Annotated in this window: 26 protein-coding genes, 1 tRNA gene and 1 pseudogene; 22 read left to right on the top strand and 6 right to left on the bottom strand. The window is 38.0% G+C overall.

Annotated elements, in window-relative coordinates; genetic code table 11:
- Positions 1–68: 68 nt before the first annotated feature.
- From ilvC to atpD, 6 genes are all read right to left on the bottom strand, one after another.
- Positions 69–1127, bottom strand: a complete 1059-nt coding sequence (gene ilvC / locus BFL47_RS16420) for a ketol-acid reductoisomerase (RefSeq protein ID WP_016197544.1) — start codon at positions 1125–1127, stop codon at positions 69–71.
- A 64-nt stretch (positions 1128–1191) separates the two neighbouring features.
- Complete coding sequence (gene ilvN / locus BFL47_RS16415; protein WP_016197545.1) at positions 1192–1812, bottom strand: acetolactate synthase small subunit; 621 nt, start codon at positions 1810–1812, stop codon at positions 1192–1194.
- Between the two features lie 17 nt (positions 1813–1829).
- Positions 1830–3569, bottom strand: coding sequence for a biosynthetic-type acetolactate synthase large subunit (ilvB, locus tag BFL47_RS16410; RefSeq protein WP_069660907.1), 1740 nt, complete (start codon positions 3567–3569; stop codon positions 1830–1832).
- Positions 3570–3626: 57 nt separating this feature from the next.
- Positions 3627–5345 (bottom strand): dihydroxy-acid dehydratase, encoded by a 1719-nt coding sequence (gene ilvD / locus BFL47_RS16405; RefSeq protein WP_069660882.1) that lies wholly within the window; start codon positions 5343–5345, stop codon positions 3627–3629.
- A 363-nt stretch (positions 5346–5708) separates the two neighbouring features.
- Positions 5709–5954 (bottom strand): ATP synthase F1 subunit epsilon, encoded by a 246-nt coding sequence (gene atpC, locus BFL47_RS16400; RefSeq protein WP_016197548.1) that lies wholly within the window; start codon positions 5952–5954, stop codon positions 5709–5711.
- 8 nt (positions 5955–5962) lie between these two features.
- Positions 5963–7465 carry a F0F1 ATP synthase subunit beta gene (gene atpD / locus BFL47_RS16395; RefSeq protein WP_069660881.1) on the bottom strand — a complete coding sequence of 501 codons (1503 nt, stop codon included), beginning with the start codon at positions 7463–7465 and terminating at the stop codon, positions 5963–5965.
- A 202-nt stretch (positions 7466–7667) separates the two neighbouring features.
- Between atpD and BFL47_RS16390 the strand changes: the two genes are divergently transcribed.
- The 22 genes and pseudogenes from BFL47_RS16390 (at position 7668) to BFL47_RS20550 (ending at position 24530) form a co-directional block, all read left to right on the top strand.
- A complete protein-coding gene (locus tag BFL47_RS16390; protein WP_069660880.1) occupies positions 7668–7922 on the top strand; it encodes a hypothetical protein in 255 nt (84 codons plus the stop codon).
- A gap of 140 nt (positions 7923–8062) precedes the next feature.
- A complete protein-coding gene (locus BFL47_RS16385; RefSeq protein WP_069660879.1) occupies positions 8063–8527 on the top strand; it encodes a redoxin domain-containing protein in 465 nt (154 codons plus the stop codon).
- Between the two features lie 9 nt (positions 8528–8536).
- A complete protein-coding gene (gene floA / locus BFL47_RS16380) occupies positions 8537–9526 on the top strand; it encodes a flotillin-like protein FloA (protein WP_069660878.1) in 990 nt (329 codons plus the stop codon).
- A 128-nt stretch (positions 9527–9654) separates the two neighbouring features.
- A tRNA-Arg gene (locus BFL47_RS16375) sits at positions 9655–9728 on the top strand.
- Between the two features lie 62 nt (positions 9729–9790).
- A complete protein-coding gene (locus BFL47_RS16370; protein WP_069660877.1) occupies positions 9791–10366 on the top strand; it encodes an adenylate kinase in 576 nt (191 codons plus the stop codon).
- Positions 10367–10393: 27 nt separating this feature from the next.
- Complete coding sequence (obgE, locus tag BFL47_RS16365; RefSeq protein WP_069660876.1) at positions 10394–11386, top strand: GTPase ObgE; 993 nt, start codon at positions 10394–10396, stop codon at positions 11384–11386.
- 84 nt (positions 11387–11470) lie between these two features.
- On the top strand, positions 11471–11809 hold the full coding sequence (locus BFL47_RS16360; RefSeq protein ID WP_069660875.1) for a cupin domain-containing protein: 339 nt from the start codon (positions 11471–11473) through the stop codon (positions 11807–11809).
- Between the two features lie 82 nt (positions 11810–11891).
- Positions 11892–12902 (top strand): helix-hairpin-helix domain-containing protein, encoded by a 1011-nt coding sequence (locus BFL47_RS16355; protein WP_069660874.1) that lies wholly within the window; start codon positions 11892–11894, stop codon positions 12900–12902.
- Entirely contained in the window at positions 12899–13426 is a 528-nt protein-coding gene (locus BFL47_RS16350; protein ID WP_069660873.1) for an adenine phosphoribosyltransferase, read from the top strand. The genes BFL47_RS16355 and BFL47_RS16350 overlap by 4 nt, the downstream gene beginning before the upstream one ends.
- 935 nt (positions 13427–14361) lie before the next feature.
- On the top strand, positions 14362–15327 hold the full coding sequence (locus BFL47_RS16345; protein WP_069660872.1) for a hypothetical protein: 966 nt from the start codon (positions 14362–14364) through the stop codon (positions 15325–15327).
- 255 nt (positions 15328–15582) lie between these two features.
- Entirely contained in the window at positions 15583–16695 is a 1113-nt protein-coding gene (locus BFL47_RS16340; protein WP_069660871.1) for an AI-2E family transporter, read from the top strand.
- Positions 16696–16774: 79 nt separating this feature from the next.
- Complete coding sequence (locus tag BFL47_RS19840) at positions 16775–16981, top strand: hypothetical protein (RefSeq protein ID WP_069660870.1); 207 nt, start codon at positions 16775–16777, stop codon at positions 16979–16981.
- Positions 16959–17438: a hypothetical protein gene (locus tag BFL47_RS16330; protein ID WP_139125855.1), complete on the top strand. Its 480-nt coding sequence runs from the start codon at positions 16959–16961 to the stop codon at positions 17436–17438. The genes BFL47_RS19840 and BFL47_RS16330 overlap by 23 nt, the downstream gene beginning before the upstream one ends.
- A 187-nt stretch (positions 17439–17625) precedes the next feature.
- Positions 17626–18513: a tetratricopeptide repeat protein gene (locus BFL47_RS16325; RefSeq protein ID WP_069660868.1), complete on the top strand. Its 888-nt coding sequence runs from the start codon at positions 17626–17628 to the stop codon at positions 18511–18513.
- Between the two features lie 151 nt (positions 18514–18664).
- Entirely contained in the window at positions 18665–19837 is a 1173-nt protein-coding gene (locus BFL47_RS16320; RefSeq protein ID WP_069660867.1) for a hypothetical protein, read from the top strand.
- Positions 19838–19849: 12 nt separating this feature from the next.
- Positions 19850–21514, top strand: a complete 1665-nt coding sequence (locus BFL47_RS16315) for a M60 family metallopeptidase (protein ID WP_069660866.1) — start codon at positions 19850–19852, stop codon at positions 21512–21514.
- 326 nt (positions 21515–21840) lie between these two features.
- Positions 21841–22233 (top strand): type II RES/Xre toxin-antitoxin system antitoxin, encoded by a 393-nt coding sequence (gene parS / locus BFL47_RS16310; protein WP_170827341.1) that lies wholly within the window; start codon positions 21841–21843, stop codon positions 22231–22233.
- Entirely contained in the window at positions 22234–22563 is a 330-nt protein-coding gene (locus tag BFL47_RS16305; RefSeq protein ID WP_069660864.1) for an RES family NAD+ phosphorylase, read from the top strand.
- Positions 22564–23117: 554 nt separating this feature from the next.
- Positions 23118–23234: pseudogene (locus BFL47_RS20390) on the top strand (DUF2256 domain-containing protein); the annotation flags it as partial.
- Positions 23235–23264: 30 nt separating this feature from the next.
- Positions 23265–23756: a hypothetical protein gene (locus BFL47_RS16300; protein ID WP_245681393.1), complete on the top strand. Its 492-nt coding sequence runs from the start codon at positions 23265–23267 to the stop codon at positions 23754–23756.
- Positions 23757–23799: 43 nt separating this feature from the next.
- Entirely contained in the window at positions 23800–24282 is a 483-nt protein-coding gene (locus tag BFL47_RS16295) for a hypothetical protein (protein ID WP_069660862.1), read from the top strand.
- On the top strand, positions 24279–24530 hold the full coding sequence (locus BFL47_RS20550) for a CPBP family intramembrane glutamic endopeptidase (protein ID WP_083257234.1): 252 nt from the start codon (positions 24279–24281) through the stop codon (positions 24528–24530). The genes BFL47_RS16295 and BFL47_RS20550 overlap by 4 nt, the downstream gene beginning before the upstream one ends.
- Positions 24531–24545: the final 15 nt, after the last annotated feature.

Below are 24545 nucleotides of genomic sequence, written 5' to 3'. Positions count from 1 at the left end.
TATTTATAATTTTTACAATAAAGCATTACCTAGCACCAGGCTAAGTAATGCTTTATTCAACCTATACGTTATGCTTCTACTGATTGGTTTTCAGGGCGTAAACTTCTTACAGTCTTACCTGATTGCCATATTTCACTTTCGCGAAGTTCAGTTAACTCTGCATCCAATTTTTCACGGTAATCCGGCTGACTGTTCAAATCAATTGAACGTTGAGATTCCTTACCGGTAGCAACACTTTCGTATAACTCTTCGAAAACAGGTTTAGTAGCATCTCTAAATTTCTTCCACCAATCCAAAGCACCACGCTGAGCAGTAGTTGAACAATTAGCATACATCCAATCCATACCATTTTCAGCAACTAAAGGCATCAATGATTGTGTTAACTCTTCTACAGTTTCATTGAAAGCTTCAGAAGGACTGTGTCCTTTACTTCTTAATACTTCATACTGAGCAGAGAAAATTCCCTGAATACAACCCATTAATGTACCACGTTCGCCTGTAAGGTCAGAATATACTTCTTTCTTAAAGTTGGTTTCAAATAAATATCCACTACCTACTGCAATACCCAAAGCAACAACGCGCTCAAATGCATTACCTGTAGCATCCTGGAAAATAGCATAACTTGAATTTAGTCCGCGACCCTCAAGGAACATACGGCGTAATGATGTGCCTGATCCCTTTGGAGCTACTAAAAATACGTCAACTCCAGCAGGAGGGATGATGCCGGTTTGCTCATTAAAAGTAATACCGAAACCATGTGAAAAATATAAAGCTTTACCTGGAGTAAGGTGCTTTTTAACAGTTGGCCAAAGCTCAATCTGTGCTGCATCACTTAACAAGTAACAAATAATAGTTCCTTTTTCTAGCGCAGCTTCTATTTCAAAAAGAGTCTCTCCCGGTACAAATCCGTCTTTTACTGCTTTATCCCATGATTTAGAATTTTTACGCTGACCAACGATCACGTTTATTCCATTATCTCTTTGATTAAGCGCTTGTCCGGGACCTTGTACTCCATAACCAATTACGGCTACTGTTTCATTTTGAAGTACTTTTTGTGCTTTAGATAATGGAAACTCTTCGCGGGTTACTACATTTTCTTCAACACCGCCGAAATTTAATTTTGCCATGATTTTGTGTTTTTGCTGTTAAGCTATTGTTTGTTTTTATTGTAAATATTATTCCAAAGAGCAATTACATGCTGAAAACTTTATCCCTGCTATTGAGAAACTCGTTTTCAATCACATCCTGTCCTGGTTCGATTCGCTCAAATTCACGTAATTTCCGGTTAAAGCCATCACTGTCTTTAATAATAGAAATTCGTGCACTCCGCACGAATTCAATCAGCCCGAATGGCTGTAATGCTATGATAAGAGCATCTGTTTCTGATCGGTGTCCCGTGGTTTCAAATACCGTGTAATCTTTCCGGATCACAACAGCTCTAGCCCCATTTTCACGCAGTAAACGTTCTACCAATGCCTTTTCAGCAATGATATCCGTAGGGACTTTATATAAAGCCATTTCCTGCCAGATGATATCTTCATTGGTGTTGTAATACACCTTTAAAACTTCCACCTGCTTTTCAATCTGCCGTGTTACTTTCCTTACCACATCTTCCGTTTCAGTGATCACGATATTGAAACGGTGAATACTTTCAATTTCTGATGGAGATGTATTTAAGCTTTCTATATTTATCTTTCTCCGCGTAAAAATTATCGCAATACGACCTAGAAGACCAATCTGGTTTTCAGTATAAACAGTAATGTTATATTCCTGCTTAACTATGCTTATTTCTTTCTGATTCTGATCACTCATAACGCAAGGTTCTACTATTATTTAAGTCTTATTTCACTTACACTACAGCCCTGTGGTACCATAGGAAATACATTATTTTCCTTCATTACCATTACTTCAAGGAAGTAAGATCCATTGGTATCCAGCATAGTCTGCAATGCTGTTCGAAGATCTTCTCTCTTGGAAACACTGCTTCCTGGAATGCCATAAGCTTCTGCTACCTTAATATAATCCGGACTTGTAATGTCGACAAATGAATAGCGCTTTTCCTGAAATAACTCTTGCCACTGGCGTACCATTCCCAAAAACTGGTTATTCAGTACGATGATCTTCACATCAATTCCACATTGCATGATGGTTCCCAGCTCCTGAATGTTCATTTGTATGCCACCATCCCCTATAACAGCGACTACTGTTCGATCTAACGCACCGAATTTTGCACCGATAGCAGCAGGTAATGCAAAACCCATTGTTCCTAGTCCGCCACTCGTAATATTGCTTCTCGTATTATTGAATTTACCATAACGGCATGCAATCATCTGATGCTGTCCTACGTCCGATACAATAATAGCCTCTCCCTTGGTCAGTTCATTCAAAACTTGAATCACTTCAGCCATAGTCAATTCTTCTGTTGTCGGAAATAATTCATTATCGATTACTTCTGCATGTTCCTCCCTTTCGAAACTTCTGAATTTTTCAATCCATTCTGGATGTTGTTTAGCCTCACAAGCATCCATTAATAGGGGCAATGTTTCCTTACAATCACCCCAAACAGGCACTGTAGATTGTACATTTTTATCTATTTCAGCTGGGTCAATATCCAGATGGATAACCTTAGCCTGTTTTGCATACTTATCTAAACGTCCGGTTACACGGTCATCAAACCGCATGCCTATAGCAATCAGTACATCACATTCATTCGTCAGTACATTCGGACCATAATTACCATGCATCCCAAGCATCCCTACGTTGAGCGGGTGATCACTTGGTATGGCTCCAGCCCCTAATATAGTCCAGGCAGAAGGAATACCTGTTTTTTCAATGAATGCCTTGAATTCTTCTTCAGCCCGGCCCAATAAGACACCCTGTCCCCATAGAACAAACGGTTTTTTTGCCGAATTTATAAGTGCTGCCGCTTCGGTAATATATTCTTTCCTGACAATAGGCTTCGGCCTGTAACTCCTGATGTGAGCACAAGGTTTATAACCCTCAAAATTGAATTTTTGAAGCTGTGCATTTTTGGTAATATCAATTAATACAGGACCCGGACGGCCACTTCTGGCAATATAAAAAGCTTTCGCTAGTATCTCAGGTATTTCTGTAGCATCTGTGATCTGGTAATTCCACTTGGTTATCGGAGAAGTGATATTGATGATATCAATTTCCTGAAAAGCATCTGTACCCAAAAGATGAGCAAATACCTGACCGGTGATACAAACAAGTGGAGTGCTGTCAATCTGAGCATCAGCTAATCCGGTAACCAGATTAGTAGCACCCGGACCACTAGTCGCAAAGACTACCCCGACTTTTCCTGAAGAGCGAGCATAACCTTGACCAGCATGAATTCCTCCCTGCTCGTGACGAACCAGGATATGCTTAATTTTATCCATATAATCATAGAGCGCATCATAAATAGGCATGATTGCCCCACCCGGATAACCAAATATAGTATCTACCCCCTCTGCAAGAAGCCCCTCTAATAAAGCAGCGGAACCCTTCATTTCAATTCCAGGGTTTGTTTTTTGCTCGGACAATACTTCCTGTTGTGCTGTTTCCATAATTAAATCCATTCAGGTCCTTTTTACAGTTCAGTTAATTGTTTTGTTATTTATTAGTTAAAGATCTGTTACACATCCAAGAGCAGCGTTACTTACCTGTTTTGCGTATTTATATAGAAGTCCTTTTTTAACCCTCAACTCAGGCTGAGACCATGCCGCTCTTCTTTTGGCGATTTCTTCTTCCGAAACTTTAAGTGTAATGCTTCTGTCTACCGCATTCACATCAATGATATCATTATCCTGAACCAAGCCAATTAAACCACCATCAAAAGCTTCAGGAGTAATATGACCCACTACAAAACCATGAGTTCCTCCACTAAAACGCCCGTCTGTAATCAGTGCAATGGTCTTACCTAAACCTGCACCGATGAGTGCTGAAGTTGGTTTTAACATTTCCGGCATGCCGGGAGCACCTCTTGGACCAACATTACGGATCACGACAACATCACCATGTTGCACACGACCATTGCTTATTCCATGAATTAATTCAAACTCACCATCAAATACGCGGGCCGGACCTTCAAAACGCTCACCTTCTTTACCACTTATTTTAGCCACACTTCCACCTTGAGCAAGGTTTCCATATAAAATTTGTAAATGTCCTGTTGCTTTAACAGGTGTTTCAATAGGAAGAATAACTTTTTGATTTTCAAAATCAATTGCAGGAACATCAGCCAAATTTTCAGCTATTGTTTTTCCTGTACAAGTGATGCAATCACCATTCAACCAACCCAGATCTAAAAGATATTTCATCACAGCCGGTACCCCGCCCATATTATGAAGATCCTCCATCATGTATTTCCCACTTGGCTTCATATCTGCAAGAACAGGTATCCTGTTACTCACTTCCTGAAAATCATCCTGAGTTAATTCTATGTCTACACTATTCGCCATTGCAATAAGGTGCAATACCGCATTGGTAGAACCACCAAGAACCATCAAAAGAACTATAGCATTTTCAAATGCCTCCCTCGTCATGATGTCCTTCGGCTTAATATCTAATTCAAGTAAATTTTTGATTGCTTTACCAGCATCCAGACATTCTTTGTTTTTAGCATCACTCAATGCCGGGTTTGAAGAAGAATAAGGTAAACTCATTCCTAATGCCTCAATAACTGAAGCCATCGTATTTGCGGTATAAATTCCGCCACAAGCACCAGCACCCGGACAAGCACGTTTAATGATCTCTTTAAAGTCGATCTCATCCATTTCGCCGGCAATCTTTTTTCCAAGCGCTTCAAATGCTGATACGATATTCAGGTCCTCTCCTTTATAATGACCTGGTGCGATTGTACCACCATACACCATTATAGAAGGACGATTTAAACGGCCCATTGCCATAATAGATCCCGGCATATTCTTATCACAACCAGGAAGCGCAATTAAACCATCATAGTATTGAGCTCCACAAACAGCTTCAATAGAATCTGCAATCAGATCGCGGCTAACTAAAGAATAACGCATTCCTTCCGTACCATTACTCATACCATCACTCACTCCGATAGTATGAAAAATTAGTCCTACCAGGTTTTCTTTCCAGACGCCTTCTTTTACAATGGCGGCAAGTCCATTCAGATGCATATTACAAGTATTGCCATCATAACCCATACTCACAATGCCTACCTGAGCTTTGTCCATATCCTCATCTGTTAAACCAATTCCGTAAAGCATGGCTTGGGCAGCAGGTTGAGTCGGATCCTGTGTAAGTGTTTTACTGAAACGGTTCAATTCTCCAGTTTCTGTAGTGTTTTCTGTTGTATTTGTTAATGTCGCCATAATCTTTAATCAATTCAGGAGTATCCAAATCTGTATGCAGATCTTCAATCTTTTTCCTGAATAATAATAATACTCAAGGTAAGCACAAGTTGTTTTATAGTCAATAGGATATCGTGAATAATTGAAATAAGAATAATATTTTATTTTTTACTAATATAAAGAATAAAATAACGAATAATTGCTATTTATAATAAGAATAATTTGGATGCTATATACCAAAACTGATTCTGGTATACGGTTTTCGGTCTATACTCTTTGTTGAAACTTGACCATTTTCTTCTTAAATGGACCAGAATGCCGAAAAAATTGCAAAAAAAAACCGGATGAACTGAATCATCCGGTTTGTTATTTCAGGGAAGAAACTTAGGTAACCACTCCTTCAGCGAGAACAATAACTTTGTTATCTATGACTTCAACTACACCACCTTTAATCTGATAGATTTGTTCGGTCTTACCTTCTCGGATGATAACTTTTCCATCTTCCAGAATAGAAATTATCGGAGCGTGATTATTAAGTACTTCAAAAGAACCAAGTGCACCGGGAACAGTTACAGAGGTAACCTCCCCTTTATATACAGTTTGATCTGGTGTTAAGATTTCTAATGTCATAATTGCAATTAATATACTTCTGCAAGTAATTTCTTACCCTTTTCTATCGCTTCTTCAATGCTACCAACAAGATTAAAGGAAGCTTCAGGATATTCATCCACTTCACCATCCATAATCATATTGAAACCTTTGATCGTATCTTTAATGTCTACCAATACACCTTTAAGACCAGTAAACTGCTCTGCTACGTGGAAGGGTTGAGATAAGAAACGTTGAACACGACGGGCACGACCAACAACTAATTTATCTTCTTCTGATAACTCATCCATTCCTAGGATGGCGATGATATCCTGAAGTTCTTTATAGCGTTGAAGGATTTCTTTAACACGTTGTGCTGTATTGTAATGCTCATCACCCAAAATCATCGGGCTAAGAATCCGTGATGTAGAATCCAATGGATCCACTGCAGGATAAATTCCTAGTTCCGCAATTTTACGTGATAATACAGTAGTAGCATCAAGGTGGGCAAACGTTGTTGCCGGTGCAGGGTCAGTTAAATCATCCGCCGGTACATAAACAGCTTGTACAGATGTAATAGATCCATGTTTAGTAGATGTAATACGTTCCTGCATCAAACCCATTTCTGTTGCCAATGTTGGTTGGTAACCTACTGCTGATGGCATACGTCCTAATAGTGCTGATACTTCAGATCCGGCTTGAGTAAAACGGAATATATTGTCAATAAAGAACAAAATATCACGTCCCTGACCTTCACCGTCTCCATCACGGAAATATTCCGCAATAGTTAAACCGGAAAGTGCAACACGAGCACGTGCACCAGGAGGCTCATTCATCTGGCCAAACACGAATGTACATTTCGAATCTTTCAATTCGTTAAAGTCAATCTTGTCTAAAGGCCATTCTCCTTTTTCCATTCCTTGCATAAACTCGTCACCATATTTAATGATGCCGGATTCAAGCATTTCACGAAGTAAGTCGTTTCCTTCACGTGTGCGTTCTCCAACTCCTGCAAAAACGGATAAACCTTCGTATGCTTTTGCAATGTTGTTGATCAATTCCTGTATCAATACAGTTTTACCAACTCCAGCTCCACCAAACAATCCGATTTTTCCACCTTTAGAATAAGGCTCTAATAAATCGATTACTTTGATACCGGTAAAAAGAACTTCAGATTCTGTTGAAAGATCTTCAAAGCGGGGTGGGTGACTGTGGATCGGACGACCATTTGATTTGTCCAGGTCAGGGATGCCATCAATAGCATCACCTACAACATTAAATACTCTTCCTTTAATGTCTTCACCTACAGGCATTCTAATAGGGAATCCTGTGTCAATAACAGGCATACCACGCAACAGTCCATCAGTGGAATCCATTGCTATGGCACGTACACGGTCCTCACCAAGATGATTCTGAACTTCAAGAATTACTTTCTTTCCGTTGTCTTTAGTGATTTCCAGTGCATTGTAAATTTTTGGGAGTTTCGCGTCATTGGAGAAGCTTACGTCAACTACGGCTCCGATGATTTGCGTTATTTTTCCAGTGCTTGGCATATGATTTAGAAATAAAATGCGTTATTAATCAATGTTTAAGCCCGTTTTTGGTCTCATTTTTGGGTGTGCAATAATACGTTTTAATCTTTGAAAATAAAATGACTTCACTCAAAAGTTTTTTAAGAGGTAACAGTTAATGCTTTTTTATTAAAACCTATCTTTTTTTTGGGTGTTCTAAATGCAAAAGTATAGCATATAAACAATGAAGTGGAAAGAATTAATAAGAGATAAAGCGTTTATATTATTTACTTGTTTTTATTTGTTTTTGGGGCTGTTGGTTCTTCAAATACAATCTTTTTATCCGGATATTGGAAAATCTCCTGACAGCACATTTACTTCTTTTTCATACGCATGGTATAATGAACCATGGGTGTTGGCTATTGTTACTTCCATTGTGATACTTTTAGTCGCCTTATTCGGAACTGTAAAAAAAAATCCATCCGTAAAAAAAGCTTAACCCTTTCCTCATTTATATTCTTCTGAAACATCAATTTACGATGTATCATTGTTGTATTATATCTTACTCCATATATAAATTTACCTATATTAGCCAGAGTCAATTTATCAAACTGCTCATCCTTATATTGAATTTTTATTATGGCATTAACATCTGGACAAAAGGCTCCCGACTTTAAATTATTCAGCTCAGAGCTGAAAGAAGTTTCTCTAAGCGATTACTCTTCCAAAAAGTTAATTATACATTTCTTTCCTATGGCATTTACCGGCGTATGCACCGAGCAACTCTGTACGATGCGCGATTCTTTTGGCTATTATGAAGGGTTAGGAGCAGAGATTGTGGCTATTTCTGTCGATTCTCCTTTTACTCTGGCACAGTTTAAGGAAGATAACCACTACCAGTTCCCGTTATTATCTGATTTTAACAAAGAAACTTCACAGGCATACGGTGCGTATTATGAAGATTTTGTGTTCGGACTAAAAGGTGTAGCTAAAAGAGCGGCATTTGTTATCGACGAAAATCAGACTATTATATATGCAGAGGTCTTGGAAGCCGCATCAGAACTTCCAGATTTTGATGCAATCAAAAAAGCAATCACTAATTAATTATAAAAAATGGATCCTAATAACGTTCAATTAATAATGGTAATAGTAGGAATTGTAGCAGCGCTATTCTTTTTCCTATACCTTTTGCCGGTGAACTTATGGTTTACTGCGCAATTATCAGGGGTGAAGATTAGTCTTCTTAACTTGTTTCTGATGCGTTTGCGTAAAGTTCCGCCTTCATTGGTCACCAATGCTATGATCATCTCCACGAAAGCGGGTCTTAACATCTCCTCTAATGAAATTGAAACCCACTTTCTGGCAGGAGGAAACGTGAATAATGTGATTAAAGCACTTATTTCGGCTGATAAAGCCAACATTCCACTAACATTTAAACTGGCTACTGCCATTGACCTGGCTGGCAGGGATGTATTTGACGCTGTGCAGTTATCTGTTAATCCTCGCGTAATTAATACCCCTCCGGTAGCCGCGGTAGCGAAAGATGGAATTCAGTTAATTGCTAAAGCAAGAGTTACCGTTCGTGCCAATATCAACCAGCTGGTAGGTGGGGCAGGAGAGGAAACTATTCTGGCCCGTGTAGGCGAAGGTATCGTAACTACGATCGGTTCTGCAGTGAACCATAAAGAAGTACTTGAAAACCCGGATCGCATATCCAAGACCGTATTAGGTAAAGGTCTGGATAGTGGAACTGCATTCGAAATCCTATCCATTGATATCGCTGATATTGATATTGGTGAAAATATTGGTGCCAAATTGCAAACCGATCAGGCTGAAGCTGATTTAAAGGTGGCTAACGCACGTGCTGAAGAGCGTAGGGCAATGGCTGTTGCTTCGGAACAGGAAATGCGGTCTAAAGCACAGGAAGCCAGAGCTAAAGTTATTGAAGCAGAGGCGCAGTTGCCCCTGGCCATTGCCGAAGCTTTCCGTTCAGGTAACCTGGGTATCATGGATTATTACAAATTAGAGAATCTTAAGTCGGATACCGACATGAGAGAATCCATATCCAAACCGGGTAAAGGCCCATCTCATAATCCTCAATAACTATTATACTGCCTGTAGTGCTTTGATAATTAATTCATTACGAGGTTTTATTAATTTAAAGCCTCGTTTTTTGAATTTTATTTAGGGATTATAGAAAGAACTTCTATCTTTGCATTCCATTAGCGAAGGGACTTATAGCTTAATTGGATAGAGCACCTGACTACGGATCAGGAGGTTGGGGGTTCGACTCCCTCTAAGTCCACAATCAAATTCAAAAGCCTTTTCGATTAACGGAGAGGCTTTTAAAATTTAAAAATAACCCAGATGCTAAATCTCGTATTATTTGGCCCTCCGGGAGCCGGTAAGGGAACCCAATCCCAAAAGCTTATTGAAAAATATCAGCTTGTACACCTATCCACAGGAGACATTCTAAGAAATGAAATCACACAAGGTACTGAATTAGGACTAGAAGCTAAAAAGCTAATGGATCAGGGTGTTCTTGTGCCGGATGCGGTTGTTATTGGTATGATCAGTAATAAGCTTGATTCCAATAAAGGAGCCAACGGATTTATTTTTGATGGTTTCCCACGTACGGTAGCACAGGCTGAAGCTTTAGATATTCTTCTTGAAACTAAGCATACCGCTATTTCAGGCATGATTGCATTGATTGTGGATAACGAGGAACTTAAGAAACGTCTTTTATTACGTGGAAAAGAATCTGGAAGACCCGATGATGCGAATCCTGAGATAATCAGTAAACGTATTGAAGAGTACAATAATAAAACCGCTCCTGTTGCTAACTTTTATAAAGCACAGAACAAATTTCAAAGTGTGAACGGCATCGGAAGCATTGATGAAATTTTTGCTTCTATCGCAGCGGTTACTAATAGCTTTAATTAAATAATAGTTTTCATAAACTGAATTTATATGTCCCAGGGATCCAACTTTGTTGATTATGTGAAGATATGTTGTCGCTCTGGTCGTGGTGGTGGAGGCTCTGCTCATTTACACCGGGATATCCTGACCTCGAAAGGGGGACCGGATGGTGGAGATGGTGGACGAGGGGGACATGTAATGTTAAAGGGCAATAGCCAGCTGTGGACTATGCTTCACCTAAAATATCGTAAACACGTTATTGCAGGTGACGGAGACTCCGGATCGAGTTCATTAAGCAGTGGTAAAACGGGTAGGGACGAATGGTTGGAAGTTCCTTTAGGAACCATAGCCAGGGATTCGGAAACCGGTGAAATCTTATATGAGATTACAACTGATGGACAAACTGAAATTTTAACCAAAGGTGGTCGCGGCGGACAAGGTAACGCACATTTTAAAACGCCAACCAATCAAACTCCCCGTTACGCACAACCGGGCGAAGCAGGTAAAGAAGAGTGGGTTATTCTGGAATTGAAAGTTTTGGCAGATGTAGGTCTTGTAGGTTTTCCTAATGTTGGAAAGTCAACCCTTCTATCTGTCGTATCGGCAGCTAAACCTGAAATAGCAGATTATGAATTTACCACATTAGTGCCTAATCTGGGTATCGTAGCTTATCGTGATAATCGTTCCTTTGTCATGGCCGATATACCGGGAATAATTGAAGGTGCTTCTAAAGGAAAGGGATTGGGCCTCCGCTTTTTGCGCCATATCGAACGAAATTCGGTATTGCTCTTTATGGTTCCTGCTGATACTAAGCGTACAATCACCGAAGAATATAATATCTTACTTGCTGAACTGGAAGATTACAATCCGGAACTGATGCATAAACCCCGGATACTGGCCATCAGTAAGTCGGATTTGCTCGACGAAGAACTTGTAGCCGAAATGACTAAGGAGGTTCCTGATCTGCCTTATGTGTTTATTTCTGCTGTAGCGCAAAAAGGAATTCAGGAATTGAAAGATTTGCTCTGGAAATCCATTGTCTAATTGTTTATTTATTCTTTAACAAAAACAAACATGGCTTCATCCATCTCGTTGTAAATGGAAATACATGTTTTAATATAAATAGATATGATACATAGTGAAGTTTATCAGTTTGCCCAGGATATCGCTTGGGAAAACGCTGGCGAAGGTATTCAAAGGCAAATGTTCGGTCATGATGATAAAGTAATGTTGGTTAAAGTGAAGTTTGAAGCCGGCAGTATCGGTACGCTTCATGAGCATCACCATTCTCAAACAACCTATGTGGCCAGTGGCTCATTCGAAATGACTATTGGCGATGAGCGTAAAATCATCCGGGAAGGTGACGGTTATTATATCCCCCCTCATGTTATTCACGGTTGCCTTTGTCTGGAACCCGGTGTGTTGATCGATTGTTTCAGCCCTCCAAGGGAAGATTTCTTAGTTTAATTGAATAAATTTCTTAAGTTTTTTTCTCGCGGCTTTCAAGGTCTTATGTTTGTACTGACTAAACAGTATAAATACAGGAGAATTGAAAAAGTGGTTAAATGCATTTTTTGGTTTCACAAAGAAGGAGCAAAACGGATTATTGGTTCTATGTATTCTTATTTGTTTAGTTGCTTTATTCCCCTGGGTGTATGCTGCAGTCCAGTCGCCTGTTGTTTATCATTTTTCGGACTATTCCAAATTTGCTGAAACAGTCAGTGAGTCTTCCACAGGCAATCCAAATTCATCGTATCCAAATTCGCCAGGGTATAATCATTCTTCCTATAGTAATTCTCACTCTTATACCCATTCTGGGGTTACAGGCCCCTCCGGATCGCGTATAAAAGCACAGTATTTTCTTTTTAACCCCAATCAGCTAGCCACAGCAGACTGGAAGAAACTGGGGCTGTCCGAAAAACAGGTCCAGGTCATTCATCATTATGAAGATAAGGGTGGAAGCTTTCGGAAGAAGGAAGATCTGAAGAAGATCTACTCCCTTTCAGCTTATGAATATGATCATCTCGAGCCGTATATACGGATTCCCGAAACCTCATTTCCGAACGCCTCTTTTAAAAAGAATGATTATACAGGATCAAAAACTAATCCTGATTACCATTTCGTCAAGAAAAGTTATCCCCAGTATGTAAAACGTGAACTGAGGGTTATTGAATTAAATGCTGCAGACTCTGCTCAGTTAGTTGATATAATAGGGATCGGACCAGTGCTGGCTCTTCGCATTGCTAAATATAGAAACAGGTTAGGTGGATTCCATTCCAAGGAGCAGCTGCGGGAGATTTTCGGTATTGACTCCCTGAAGTATGCTGAAATAAAGAACCAGGTACGCGTGGACCAAGTATCCCTGCATCAGATCAATATCAATACGGCTACATTTGAGGACTTAAAAAAGATTCCCTATTTCAGTTACAAACAAATCAATGCCTTAATTCAGTATAAGAAGCAGCATGGAGAATATCATTCAATAGACGATTTGAGGCAGATAAGCATTCTTAACTCTGAAATTTTGCTTAAAATTGCACCTTATTTAATTTTCCAATGATCAGTAAAAAGATTCAATCTGTTGTAAGGGATATTTATGATTTTCCGAAGCCGGGAATAGTATTTAAGGACGTAACGCCTATATTTAAGGACCCGGCCCTGTGTACTGAAATTGTAGATGCTTTTGCTGAAAAACTGGCTCATCTGGATATTGATGTGATTGCCGGAGTAGAGAGCAGGGGGTTCCTTTTTGGATTGATGCTGGCTAACAAGCTCAACAAACCTTTTGTACCAGTTAGGAAACCTGGGAAACTTCCGTTTTCTATTGTGACCAAATCTTATGAATTGGAATATGGAACCGCTACGATTGAAATTCATACCGATGCATTTGAGCCTGGAAGCAGGGTGTTTGTTCATGATGATTTACTTGCTACAGGAGGTACAGCTGCGGCCGCTTCCGAACTTATACTTGAACTAGGGGGTATGGTTGCTGGTTTTGGCTTTGTGATTACTCTAGGCTTTTTGAATGGTGAAGAAAAATTGTTACCCTACTCTTCCAATATTATCAGTTTAACAACATATTAGGGACCTATTTCTGAAGCTTTTAGGATCTATTTTTGAAGCGTTAAGGTTCCCGCTATGAAATTTTTAGTGTCCTCGGTCAAATGTATATTGACAGTGATCTGGTTAAGATGCGATTCTGTCATATAAAAAGAAAGCCGGCTCTAACTAATTAGTGCCGGCTACTTATCAACAAACTCAAACTCAAAGCAATTTTATTTTCGAATCTTTAAACTAGCATGACCAAATGGTGATCGCTGTGTTAAGATGAATATGATCTCTGTTATTAATCAATACAAAAGTACTGCATGAAATCCTTATTGAAATGACGCAGGTCATGTATCAGAAAGATTAAAATCACAAAACAGGGGTTATGACACGATATTACAATTTTGGTTTAATCGGTGTAAAGGGTTTGTTAATCTAATTGGAAAATGGTCTTCCTATTTTTGTCAGTAACTACAGAGCAAAGTGTATTTTCGAGTAACCTATAAAGAATTTTAAACGGTTCGAGATAGATGATTTTGTTTCATAAACGTGTATGGCATAACCATGCTCTTGTAATCTTTCCGGACAAGACACAGGTAACATTGAACTACCTGCGTATTAAAGATTCCAAAAAGTTAGCAGTATGAGAGCGGTATAAGTCCGACTGTAGCTAGTGTAGGTTGGACTTCCATCGGAAACATACTGTTTTTAATTTGCTTTCAATATGATTTTTTGTCTCTGTTATCTTGTTATCTTAATTCTAACAAATTAACTCATCCGTTTCAAAATATCAACTGATTTTGAGTGGTTAGCTTTCGAGTCCTTAAACGTATATTATTAAGCCCTTTATAATAAATCATTTGCGTATCCAGGAAGAATATGCTGTATGAGAGAAGATTTAAGAAGATTTAGTCTTCCTTTCGCTTGTCTGAGTCCTATATCGTTCCTTTAGTAAAATAAATTTTAACGATATGGCTACAATAGATAAGAGAGGAATAGTACATGGGACCGCAGGTTCGGTGATTTACCGGGAGTACCGAGGAAAGAATATCATTCAGGGCAAAGCAAAGAGATTTAAACAAACCGAAAAAACCATCAGAAGCGCTACTGAGTTTGGACTTTCCAGTTCAGCAGCAGCAGTCATCCGGAATGCATTTGAGTCGGTTTATTTTTTTAAAGATGGTACGGCAGCTTACAGAAGTACACAAATGGTGTACCGGTCGATACTCAATAATGTAAGTGGGAAGAAGGGAAAAAGGGATCTGCATGATGGCAACCTTTCTTTAATGAACGGTTTGGACTTTAATGCGAACAGCAAACTTCATGAAGTGCTGCAGATGAGCCATTCGGTAAGCAAAAGCTTTGAGGGTTTGGTTAGCGTTACCCTTGGTTCTTTGAACACGCAAACAGATATTAAAAGGCCAAAAGGGGCAAGCGGGGCCTATATGAAATACCGGATCCGCTTAATGCTGGTCGCCTTCAACTTCAGGGAAGAGTATTATGAAAACCTGGGCTTTCAGGATGTTGACTTGGAAGGGTATCAAACCAGTGAAGGACAAATGATCACTTTTAAAGAAAAGGTCCCAGAAGATTGTCTGGCATTGGTAAGCATGTCACTGATGCTCTACTCTACGATTAAACAAACCAATGAAAGCGTCTTACTAAATAGGAAAGAGTTTAGTCCCTGTGCTATTATCGGTGCTTTTCAATCCGAGAACCCCTCTGACTATCCTATAAAAGCGGTAGATAGGCAACCATTAAACTATCCGGGCAGAGAGAAAAAGATTATAGAGATGTTTTATAAAGGCAATCTCCTGATGCTGGGACTTGATTCCAAGTTCGGTAAACAGGCAACTGCAGGTGCTAAAGCCGTAAAATCAAAGCAATTGATCTCAGATATTTTGATAGGCAAGCGGGTTTCGTTCAAAAAAGGGTGAGTGGGGCGTTGTTTGTTTACCAGGCTAGACATTAAATTTCCGGAGAAATAACGTAAAATTGACGCAGGTTTTCTTTGCTTCAGTTGTCCCTCTCTGGAAAAGTCTGTTGTCTCAGTTCAAATACAGAAAGGAGTCTGGTATAAAAAGATAGTGTAGACATCGACAATTTATTAAAAAACCATTTACAACCATCAATACTTTCAAACATTTGAAAGTGCAGATGGTTGTAAATGCTGAATTGTAAGTACCCATCATATGCTGAAAAGAGAATACCCCTTCTTCATTAAAAGTACCGTAACTCTGTTCGGTTTGATTCTTCTTACTTACACCTTGCTAAACTTAAGGGATATATTAACGCCTCTTGCTTTTGCTGTTATCATTGGTATTTTACTCAACCCACTGGTAAACCGGTTCCAGAAGAAGATCCCAAAGATGCTGTCAATTATTTTAGCTATGCTGCTTGCAATAATTCTGGTAGGAGGAATTGCATTTTTCTTATCAAAACAAATTGCACAATTTAGTGATACCATACCTTTACTGACAAAAAAGGCCGAAGAGCTTATGACGCAGTTCCGGACCTGGTTGAATGAGTCATTCGGCATCAGTATTCAAAAACAGGTTCAATTAATTAACGAAGCAGCAAACGGTAGTAAGGCGCTGGTAGGTAAGACTCTTGGTACAGCTTTCGGTATTTTAGGGGTGGTATTCTTGATTCCGGTATATGTGTTTCTTTTCCTTTGGTATAAGCGGCTAATTCTTGCCTTTTTATACGAAGTATTTGCCGAAGAAAACTCCCATAAAGTGGCAGATGTATTGAATGAAACAAAGCTTGCCATCCAAAGTTATATGGTGGGATTACTTATCGAAGCGGGTATTGTGGCTGTTATGAATTCTACAGCCTTGTTAATCCTGGGAGTACAGTATGCAATCTTGATTGGGATTATTGGTGCGATTTTAAACATGATTCCTTATATTGGAGGGCTTATTGCCATTCTTCTACCCGTGCTCATTGCTACTGTCACCAAAGACGGATATACCACCCAGTTGGGAATTTTGGGCGCATATGCCCTAATTCAATTCATTGATAACAATTTCCTCGTTCCGAATATCGTTTCCTCAAAGGTTCAAATTAATGCCCTTGTTTCTATCTTGGTTGTGTTACTAGGTGGTGCTTTATGGGGTGTCGCAGGGATGTTCCTATCTATTCCAATCATTGCGATAATCAAAATTGTATTTGACCGTGTTGATGATCTTAAACCTTGGGGTAAGCTTTTGGGTGACGAAATTCAGACTAACAAAAACAACAAGTTTTTCCCACGCAAGAAGGAAGGAGACACTCTTTCTGAGCAGGTAGTGAAACGATCATAAAAGCTTTGGTGTTAAGAATGCGTGATAATCCACCTGTTTTTGTAGACTGATGAAGGTCTTGTTTAAATAGTTTTATACTATGAGATTAAAGACTTATAAGATGACTGTTTTTGCTTTAGCAATTATAATGGCTATTTCAAGTTGTGATCAAAAGCAACCGGATTCATATAAACTGTGTAAAGATTTTTATCAATTGAATAAAGATAAAAGCTTTGAAGGTTTGTATGATGTATCTATAGGGACAAGCAGGGTAATGAATGTTTATGATAAATCCTCAAATCAATAATCTGTTCTTTAAAACTATTGCCGTTTATGACCTAAAAACAAACGAATATATTACGATTCCTGTTTTCAAAAAGGCAGCAACGCTGGCTGAAAAGGATTCTACCTTCAAGAGTTTTGCTCAAAAGACTAAAGGCTTTTTATTAGACAAATTGAAGGCCTCTGACAACCAGCTTTTTGAGGCTTACCTAAATTATACAAATATGGTTCTTGGAAAATATTACGAGTTAAAAACCCCTAAATGGTTTAGTTCCAAAAATGTTATAATTGAAGGAGATCCATCTGTAGGAAAGTTCATTACGTTTACTTTGAATACGCCCCAAAAAATATGTAAGTGCTATTTTGTAAGTGGTAAAAGTTCTTTAACCAAATGCTGGTCAGAGCATTTTAGTAAGATAAATAAACTTGATAATACGAATTGGTATTATGAAATTACTGATAATAAAGAGTTTGAAGAATAGCTTGAAATAAATAGATATTTTTCGATATGACTTCTTAGTTTACAGGAAAGTATTACATTTGAAAAGCCACATTATACAATATGAAATTGAGGAGGTTAGATCTTTATAACTTGAGCTCTAATTAAAAATATTTGTATGGAGAATGTCCTCGTTATCAAGGGTGTCCACAAATTAAAAACACAACTATATGATTTGCCTAAATAAGAACTTATACCGGATTGTAATCCTCTTTTTGTTTCCTCTGGCTACGTATTCACAGGAGACAGACAATGTAGAATTGAAAAATATGTTTGATCAAGACCAGAGTGCAAGAATGGTTTCAAACATTGATAGGAATAAGCTAAATAATGAGGACAGCCTACATCGTGCCAGGGTTTATGAACTTATTAAACAAGGAGCAATAGTCACCGGTAAAGATTATTTCCATTCGGCGATGGTTTTTCAGCATGGAAGAGATTCTGTAGCTTATGGGATGGCTGTTAAATACATGAAAAAAGCTGTCGAGATGGATTCCACAGTAGATAGATGGCTTTTAGCCGCCGCTATTGACAGAGAACTCACGAGCAGAAACAAGCCTCAGATTTATGGAACCCAGTATATGAAAAGAAGCGCTGATGCAAAATGGGAAAGCTTTGAAATAGATACGACTAAGGTAACTGATCAGGAAAGGCGATATTATCAGGTCCCGACTTTAGCTGAACAGAGAGAGGCAGTGAGGAACTGGAATTTGCCTACCATTGCGGAATACAATCGAACATCTTCGGATATTGATAAAACGATAAGTTTGATTAAAGCCGAGAAAGAAAAAGGAATAAAATCCGCTTATAATGTTTCCGAAACTAGTATTAATGACTTCGGATATGAGCTAATGAGCTCAGGTAAAATAAATGATGCTCTAAAAGTTTTTGTAATCAATACGGAACTTTATCCTACGAAATTCAACACTTGGGACAGCTTGGGAGAATGCTTATTAAAATTGAATAGGAAAGAGGAGGGTTTAGCTGCTTACCGGAAGTCACTGAAGTTATCTCCAGGTAACAAGAATGCTGTGAAGGTATTAGCCGAACATCAATAGGCTGTCCTTGTATAGTTGTTTCTATTTCTAACATTGGTAATATCTGCTATTTCAGCCAATAATGAGGTACGCATTTAGATAGCTCAAAAGGCCTTGAAATCCGGTTCATATTTCAGTAGGCGACCCGGTGTGGCCTTTTTAAAACACATAAATGAATAAAATCACTGCTGTTATTGTTCTCCTAAATGCAACGGTTGTATTTGGTCAGACAAAATCTGAGGTCTATAAGTTTTCCAAAGACATCATGACTGAAATTGATAAAGATACATTAAGCGGGAAGTATCAATCCGGAGCCGCAGCGCTATCATTCAGTGGTCATTATATGGATATTTTGAAAATCTGGGATGAGGTCGGAGTGATAGAGAAGGGGTATAGCAAAGAAGATAGTCTGTCATTTATAAAAAGCAAAAAGGAGAATGCCTGCGAATATGTAATAAGTAAGTCGAAAGAGGCACAGATAACCATAATCAATGAAGCTCATCATATACCCCAACATCGAACTTTTACTAAATCACTTTTGAAAGGTCTTTATAAGAATGGGTATAGATATTTAGGGCTTGAAACGTTATCTGATACACTTGTAAACAGTCGGAAGTATCCGACAACTGAAAGTGGATACTATATCGTAGAGCCGGAATTTGGCAGTTTGGTGGTAGAAGCTATCAAAGTTGGATTTAAATTGTTTGCGTATGAAGCTTCAAAAGACAAATATGGAAAATACCGCGAAATTGAGCAGGCTGAAAATATTGCTCGATTTATCAAAAAAAATCCAAAGGGTAAGGTGTTAATTCACTGTGGTTACGCTCATGCTTATGAAAATGCTTATAAGCCGTGGGAAAGAGCGATGGCGGGAAGGCTAAAGGATATGCTTAAAACTGATCCACTAACAATTGATCAGACGATGTTTTTAGAAAAATCGGATGAAGCTAACAATCACTTGTTTTTTCGGCTTAACCAGTCGAACGATCCTGTAGTCTTAGTTTCCCACGACGATCGCGTCTATAACGGGGACACTGGATCGGAACAAACCGATATTGTGGTTATTCATCCGAAGGCTAATTTTATTGAGGGGAGACCCGATTGGTTTATTAAAAATAAGCACAAGCATACCATTCCATCTTCAAAACTTGGTACACATCAGACAGCTTTAGTTTTTGCTTATCGGAATAATGAATTTGAGGATAATGGTGTTCCCGCTGATATTATTGAGATTTCAGAAAAATCCCCATCGAAGAATCTTTATTTGCAATCAGGCCTTTATGAAATAGTTATTAAAGACGAAGGTTATAAAATTATTAACAGGTATAACATCAAGGTAAAATAATTGTAACTTTTAATGCTGGCTATATTAAGCTACCTTGTTTTTCAGACCACTCAAAAGTATAATTACTTACTTAAGAAAGTATTCGTCTTAATAAAGGAAGATTTTTCCTTTAGTCATCAAAGTAAGTATATTAGTTATATGTATAACATAACAAGGCTTATTCATCTCATAATAGTAATAGTATGGTTATGTTGTTCCGGGTGTTACCAAACTAGGAACAGATTTACTGTTTCCCCCCAAACTCCAGTTGAAGCAACGGACAAGGTGCTTCGTGAAAAACTTTCAGCTCAATCAAAAAAGAGATTGAGCGCAAATGTTATTTATGAATCGAACCCTTCGTCTAAAAATTTTCCTGGAATGGTTAGACCAAGTTATTCAATGACAAATAATAGATTTCATTTTAGGCATATAAAGCCCGATTCTGCGGACTTTATATTGCATGAAAAAATGGGTTATTCTGACCCGGAAAAATTTACTCTATATTGTACGGGTCTTTATGCCGTTCCCGGTAAGCCATTTTATGTTACTTTCAGTTCGAAAATATTTTCTACAAATGATGTTGCTGTTGTGATAGGTGCTCACTCTGACTATTTAGCAGACTATTCCGATCAAGATTGGAGGAGATTACCTGCTGTAACTTCTTATTTTGTGATCAATGATGAATTAAAATTTGCGTCGTCTCCTTATGGTGGACTAATTTACCTTGCTATCAAATCAAACGCTCCCACAATAGATGCCTTCCTGTTTTTCAAGAATGTTGTCTATGCCCCATATTTCAAATCCGGAGAGACTGACATAGGAGATTGGTGTAAACAACTTTCAAATAACAAGGCACCTTGGGGCGAGATTGCTTCGGATAAGGTTAGTATCACTCTTCCTGATTCGGCGTTACAAAAGATTGACGATCCTCAAAAGATTTTAAATTTGTGGGATAGAATTATCTCGACTGCTTACGAATTAGCTCAAATTAAGGCACCGCTTTGCAGGCCAGTGCGCTTTGTGGTTGATGAGCAGATTTCAGATGGTTTTATGCATGCGGGTTATCCCATAATGTTAGAACATAGTGTGGTTAACAGAACGAATTGTCTAGATTTCCTTATCGATTCTAATAGGCTGCTAACACCAAGCGATGGAGGAGCTAATTGGGGTTTCTTTCACGAACTAGGGCATAACCTACAAAATACGGAATGGGTATTTGAGGGCACTACAGAAGTAACTTGTAATTTGTTCACGTTGTATGTATTTGATAAAGTGTTCAAATCACGAGAAAGAGCACATCCAGACATTCAATCAGGGCATCAACGATTACTTATGAATGCGTATTTTGAGGTAGGTGCTAGTTATGAACGGTATAAAAAACAAGATCCTTTTCTTGCTCTGATACCTTTTATGCAATTACAAGAAGAATTTGGCTGGGAGCCTTTTAAAAAAGTTTTTAAAATCTATAATGATATTCAAACCGACGATACCCTACACAACCTTTATACTCAAAAAGACAAGTTCAACTTATACAAAATTGATCGTTTCATTGAAAGGCTTTCAGTGGCGACAAATAAAAATCTTGTTCCTTTCTTTAGAACGTGGGGAATACCTGGGAGTCAGCAGTTAGCTAAAAAATTAGGTCATTTGAATGATTGGATACCGCAAGAACTAAAGCCATATATAAAGGAGAGATAAAGTATTTATATAACTTCATTTCAGAAATCAAAAGTTCTTCAACAATAGCGTTTACTCCTAATTTTCGTTCATTATATAACGTTTGGGCAAGCATGGCTAGATGTACATCCTTCTCTGGTGGTTCCCTGGGATACATGGTTTTCTTAATCAGATTAATATAGGTAAATTATTTAACATAAGATCAGTTATCAAACAATAAATGATCATTTGTTAAAATTATAGTATTGCGACAATAATTGCTATTTTTAATAAAAATGTCGTATACGGATTAACTTCAGACAAAGACACAACCACCCGGACTTAGTGAGCTCCTTGGTGGCAAACTGTTGCTTAATACTTCTATTAAAAATTATTTTGATCTTATATTACTCTCCAGAGCCAGTATTAGTAAAGCTTCAGCTGAATCAGTGATAAGTTTTACGGGCATGTCTAAAAAGAATTTCGTTGAAGATATTTTGAATATATCAATAAAAACCCTCGAGAGAAAACAAGACGATGATAAACTCGATAAAAGAACATCTTCATTAGTCATTGAAGTTGCAAGAGTCCTTGAGCATACTTACCGGGTATTCTATGACAAAGAAAAAGTCCAAAGATGGCTATCTAAACCCAATAATACCTTGCATGGAGATAGTCCCTTATCTCTTTTTTCTACACCAACAGGAATAGGTATGGTAGAAGATGTTCTAACGCGTATTGAAGAAGGAGTTTATTCATAGATGTATGTTTACAGAATCGTAAAATCGGAACAGAGAACTAAAGATTTATCCGGTATGGGCGCCTTCAGAGCAGGTGGACGATGGAATGACAAAGGAACCTACGTCTTATGTACATCAGAAAATTCATCATTGGCTTTTTTAGATAACCTAGCGTGTAAAAGACTAGGCGACCAACTATTATTTGATCACAAATTATTAGGGATTAAGGTTAGGTCAGTAGTCAATCAATCTGAATATAATATCTTATTGGATCCCTTATTCACTGGTTATCATGATTTGATAAAAGTTATTAATATCGTTAAAGTTCCGGTTGACAGGCGTTTGACATAAAAATAAGGCATCGCACATCACAACCAAAAGAGAGACATAAATGTGTCTTAAAAAACGAAGATATTTTAAAGTAGCCTATATCAAAAAGCTGTCCACCATATGATAGATGTTTGAAAATGTATAAATTTCTTATATTGTTGAAATATACCTACATGGTATTAACAACGGTTCTACGTAAAATGAACAGTTTGAATATCAGGATGAATTATGATATAAAGGAAGGTTTAAATTATAAAAACTTCTCTCTTTTGCTGCTACAAATATGGCTTTAGACTGCTATTCTACTCTTGTTCCCCATGCTTCGGTAATTAGAAAATCTAAACCTTTTTATTTTATATCGTTAGAAACACAAAACAATTATTATATTAGTTTACATCCATGTTTCTTTGTTAGACGTCAATTAAGGGGCATAAAAAACAAGACAACCTTCGCTTCATGTACGGTCTCGAAGAAAAGCGGCTTAAAAGTAATTCTAAAAAAATGGAACTTTGTCTATTCAACCACCAGCACCTACGCAGTTACATTGGAACCAAGCTCATACTGAAGCTAAAAGAATGAAAAACGTCAAAAAGCAAAACTTGCCCACAAAGATATGTACCACCTGCAATAAGCCCTTCTCCTGGCGCAAGAAATGGGAAAAGGTCTGGGATGAAGTCAAATATTGTAGCGAAAGATGTAGCAGATCAAGAAATCTTCGCTTCTTGATAATTTTATCACTTGTTACTTGTAGCCACATTGGATTTATAAAGGCAAATGGGAAAAGCACTAACCATTTAGTTAGGTTTCAAATTGATGATTTTAGTGTAATTAAAAAAGACTCTTCATTTTTACTGATTCCCAAACAATTTACCCCTCTTTCATTTATTAAGGCGTTAACTATAACTAATGAAGTCAAGCATTATACTATACATGTAACGACTATGACTGATGATTTTCCCGACGATTGGGTTAAATATTCGGACCTTGATTCTTTGATGGATTTAATAGGCTCGACCAGAAAATGTAATTGTTTTCTAAACCCTTTATCTTCGAATATTCCGACCAGCGATAATGCCGACGTTGGTGGTTATGCAATAATTTTTATTAATTCATTCCGGCAGAAGAAGAGAGTAAGTTTAGGCCTCTACAATTGTGCAAAGACCAACAAGGAGTCGGTAGACGACATTTTGAAATGGTGGAAAGATTTAGACTGACCAAATAACGCCATCACCCACAGATATCATCATTGCGATCATATTGAATGCTTTCGGACCAATAGAATGGTTTATTCAGTTCAGAGCGGGTATGAATTTTGCTATCCAAAAAGATATGAATCCTTCTTTTAACATGCTTCAAGCTTCTATAATAGCTTTTGCCTTTTGCCTTCTTCCAGTTCTTTCAGAGCGCATTTTTAGCTTCTTCCATAATACTGAAATTATAGCCTTCGTTAGCGGTTCCGTTAGTATTGTTGTCTTGTTGATCATTCTTCTATATTATTTTGGAAGGGAGCATACTGTCAGCGCGTTTGGGCTTACTAAAGGAGTAACTCCAGCGATTCTGATGGCTGCAATAGTAGGCGGAATAGCTACGCTATATATGCCAATTCCTATTTTGACAATTGCCTCACAGCAAATGATTAAAGAAATATTTGAGAGCATAAAAAATGAAACAGGTCTGCTAACTTTTATTAGTATGGCTATTATTGCTCCAATAGTTGAAGAGGTAATTTTAGAGGAATAATTCTGTCCGGCTTAATAAAACGCTATTCTCCAGTTGTTGGAATCATTTTTTCATCTCTGTTATTTGCAGTTTTCCATCCTTTCATTTTAGGGCCGTTCTTATTTGGATTATTCATGGGGTGGATATATTTTCGTTCCCGAAATTTGCTGTATTGCATCATTGTCCATGCGGCAGTAAATGGAACGGGTTTTCTGATGCGAATTTTTCTCTTTAATAAGAACAACAGCTTAGATGTAGTCGGTAATTAACAATGCACAGAAATT

Origin of the sequence: Arcticibacter eurypsychrophilus, assembly GCF_001730525.1 — a bacterium.
Classification (GTDB): Bacteria; Bacteroidota; Bacteroidia; order Sphingobacteriales; family Sphingobacteriaceae; genus Arcticibacter; species Arcticibacter eurypsychrophilus.
Note: the sequence above shows the minus strand (reverse complement) of the source record. Positions and strands in the feature narration are given on the sequence as shown.

Excerpts from the sequence above, each read along its gene's own strand:
- ilvC (WP_016197544.1), bottom strand. The coding sequence starts at position 1,127 with ATGGCAAAATTAAATTTCGGCGGTGTTGAAGAAAATGTAGTAACCCGC.
- BFL47_RS16325 (WP_069660868.1), top strand. The coding sequence starts at position 17,626 with ATGATTTGCCTAAATAAGAACTTATACCGGATTGTAATCCTCTTTTTG.
- BFL47_RS16340 (WP_069660871.1), top strand. The coding sequence starts at position 15,583 with ATGCTGAAAAGAGAATACCCCTTCTTCATTAAAAGTACCGTAACTCTG.
- BFL47_RS16390 (WP_069660880.1), top strand. The coding sequence starts at position 7,668 with ATGAAGTGGAAAGAATTAATAAGAGATAAAGCGTTTATATTATTTACT.
- BFL47_RS16305 (WP_069660864.1), top strand. The coding sequence starts at position 22,234 with ATGTATGTTTACAGAATCGTAAAATCGGAACAGAGAACTAAAGATTTA.
- floA (WP_069660878.1), top strand. The coding sequence starts at position 8,537 with ATGGATCCTAATAACGTTCAATTAATAATGGTAATAGTAGGAATTGTA.
- ilvD (WP_069660882.1), bottom strand. The coding sequence starts at position 5,345 with ATGGCGACATTAACAAATACAACAGAAAACACTACAGAAACTGGAGAA.
- BFL47_RS16360 (WP_069660875.1), top strand. The coding sequence starts at position 11,471 with ATGATACATAGTGAAGTTTATCAGTTTGCCCAGGATATCGCTTGGGAA.
- ilvN (WP_016197545.1), bottom strand. The coding sequence starts at position 1,812 with ATGAGTGATCAGAATCAGAAAGAAATAAGCATAGTTAAGCAGGAATAT.
- BFL47_RS16330 (WP_139125855.1), top strand. The coding sequence starts at position 16,959 with ATGATAAATCCTCAAATCAATAATCTGTTCTTTAAAACTATTGCCGTT.
- BFL47_RS16350 (WP_069660873.1), top strand. The coding sequence starts at position 12,899 with ATGATCAGTAAAAAGATTCAATCTGTTGTAAGGGATATTTATGATTTT.
- atpD (WP_069660881.1), bottom strand. The coding sequence starts at position 7,465 with ATGCCAAGCACTGGAAAAATAACGCAAATCATCGGAGCCGTAGTTGAC.
- BFL47_RS16320 (WP_069660867.1), top strand. The coding sequence starts at position 18,665 with ATGAATAAAATCACTGCTGTTATTGTTCTCCTAAATGCAACGGTTGTA.
- atpC (WP_016197548.1), bottom strand. The coding sequence starts at position 5,954 with ATGACATTAGAAATCTTAACACCAGATCAAACTGTATATAAAGGGGAG.
- BFL47_RS16370 (WP_069660877.1), top strand. The coding sequence starts at position 9,791 with ATGCTAAATCTCGTATTATTTGGCCCTCCGGGAGCCGGTAAGGGAACC.
- ilvB (WP_069660907.1), bottom strand. The coding sequence starts at position 3,569 with ATGGAAACAGCACAACAGGAAGTATTGTCCGAGCAAAAAACAAACCCT.
- BFL47_RS19840 (WP_069660870.1), top strand. The coding sequence starts at position 16,775 with ATGAGATTAAAGACTTATAAGATGACTGTTTTTGCTTTAGCAATTATA.
- BFL47_RS16345 (WP_069660872.1), top strand. The coding sequence starts at position 14,362 with ATGGCTACAATAGATAAGAGAGGAATAGTACATGGGACCGCAGGTTCG.
- BFL47_RS16315 (WP_069660866.1), top strand. The coding sequence starts at position 19,850 with ATGCTGGCTATATTAAGCTACCTTGTTTTTCAGACCACTCAAAAGTAT.
- BFL47_RS16385 (WP_069660879.1), top strand. The coding sequence starts at position 8,063 with ATGGCATTAACATCTGGACAAAAGGCTCCCGACTTTAAATTATTCAGC.
- obgE (WP_069660876.1), top strand. The coding sequence starts at position 10,394 with ATGTCCCAGGGATCCAACTTTGTTGATTATGTGAAGATATGTTGTCGC.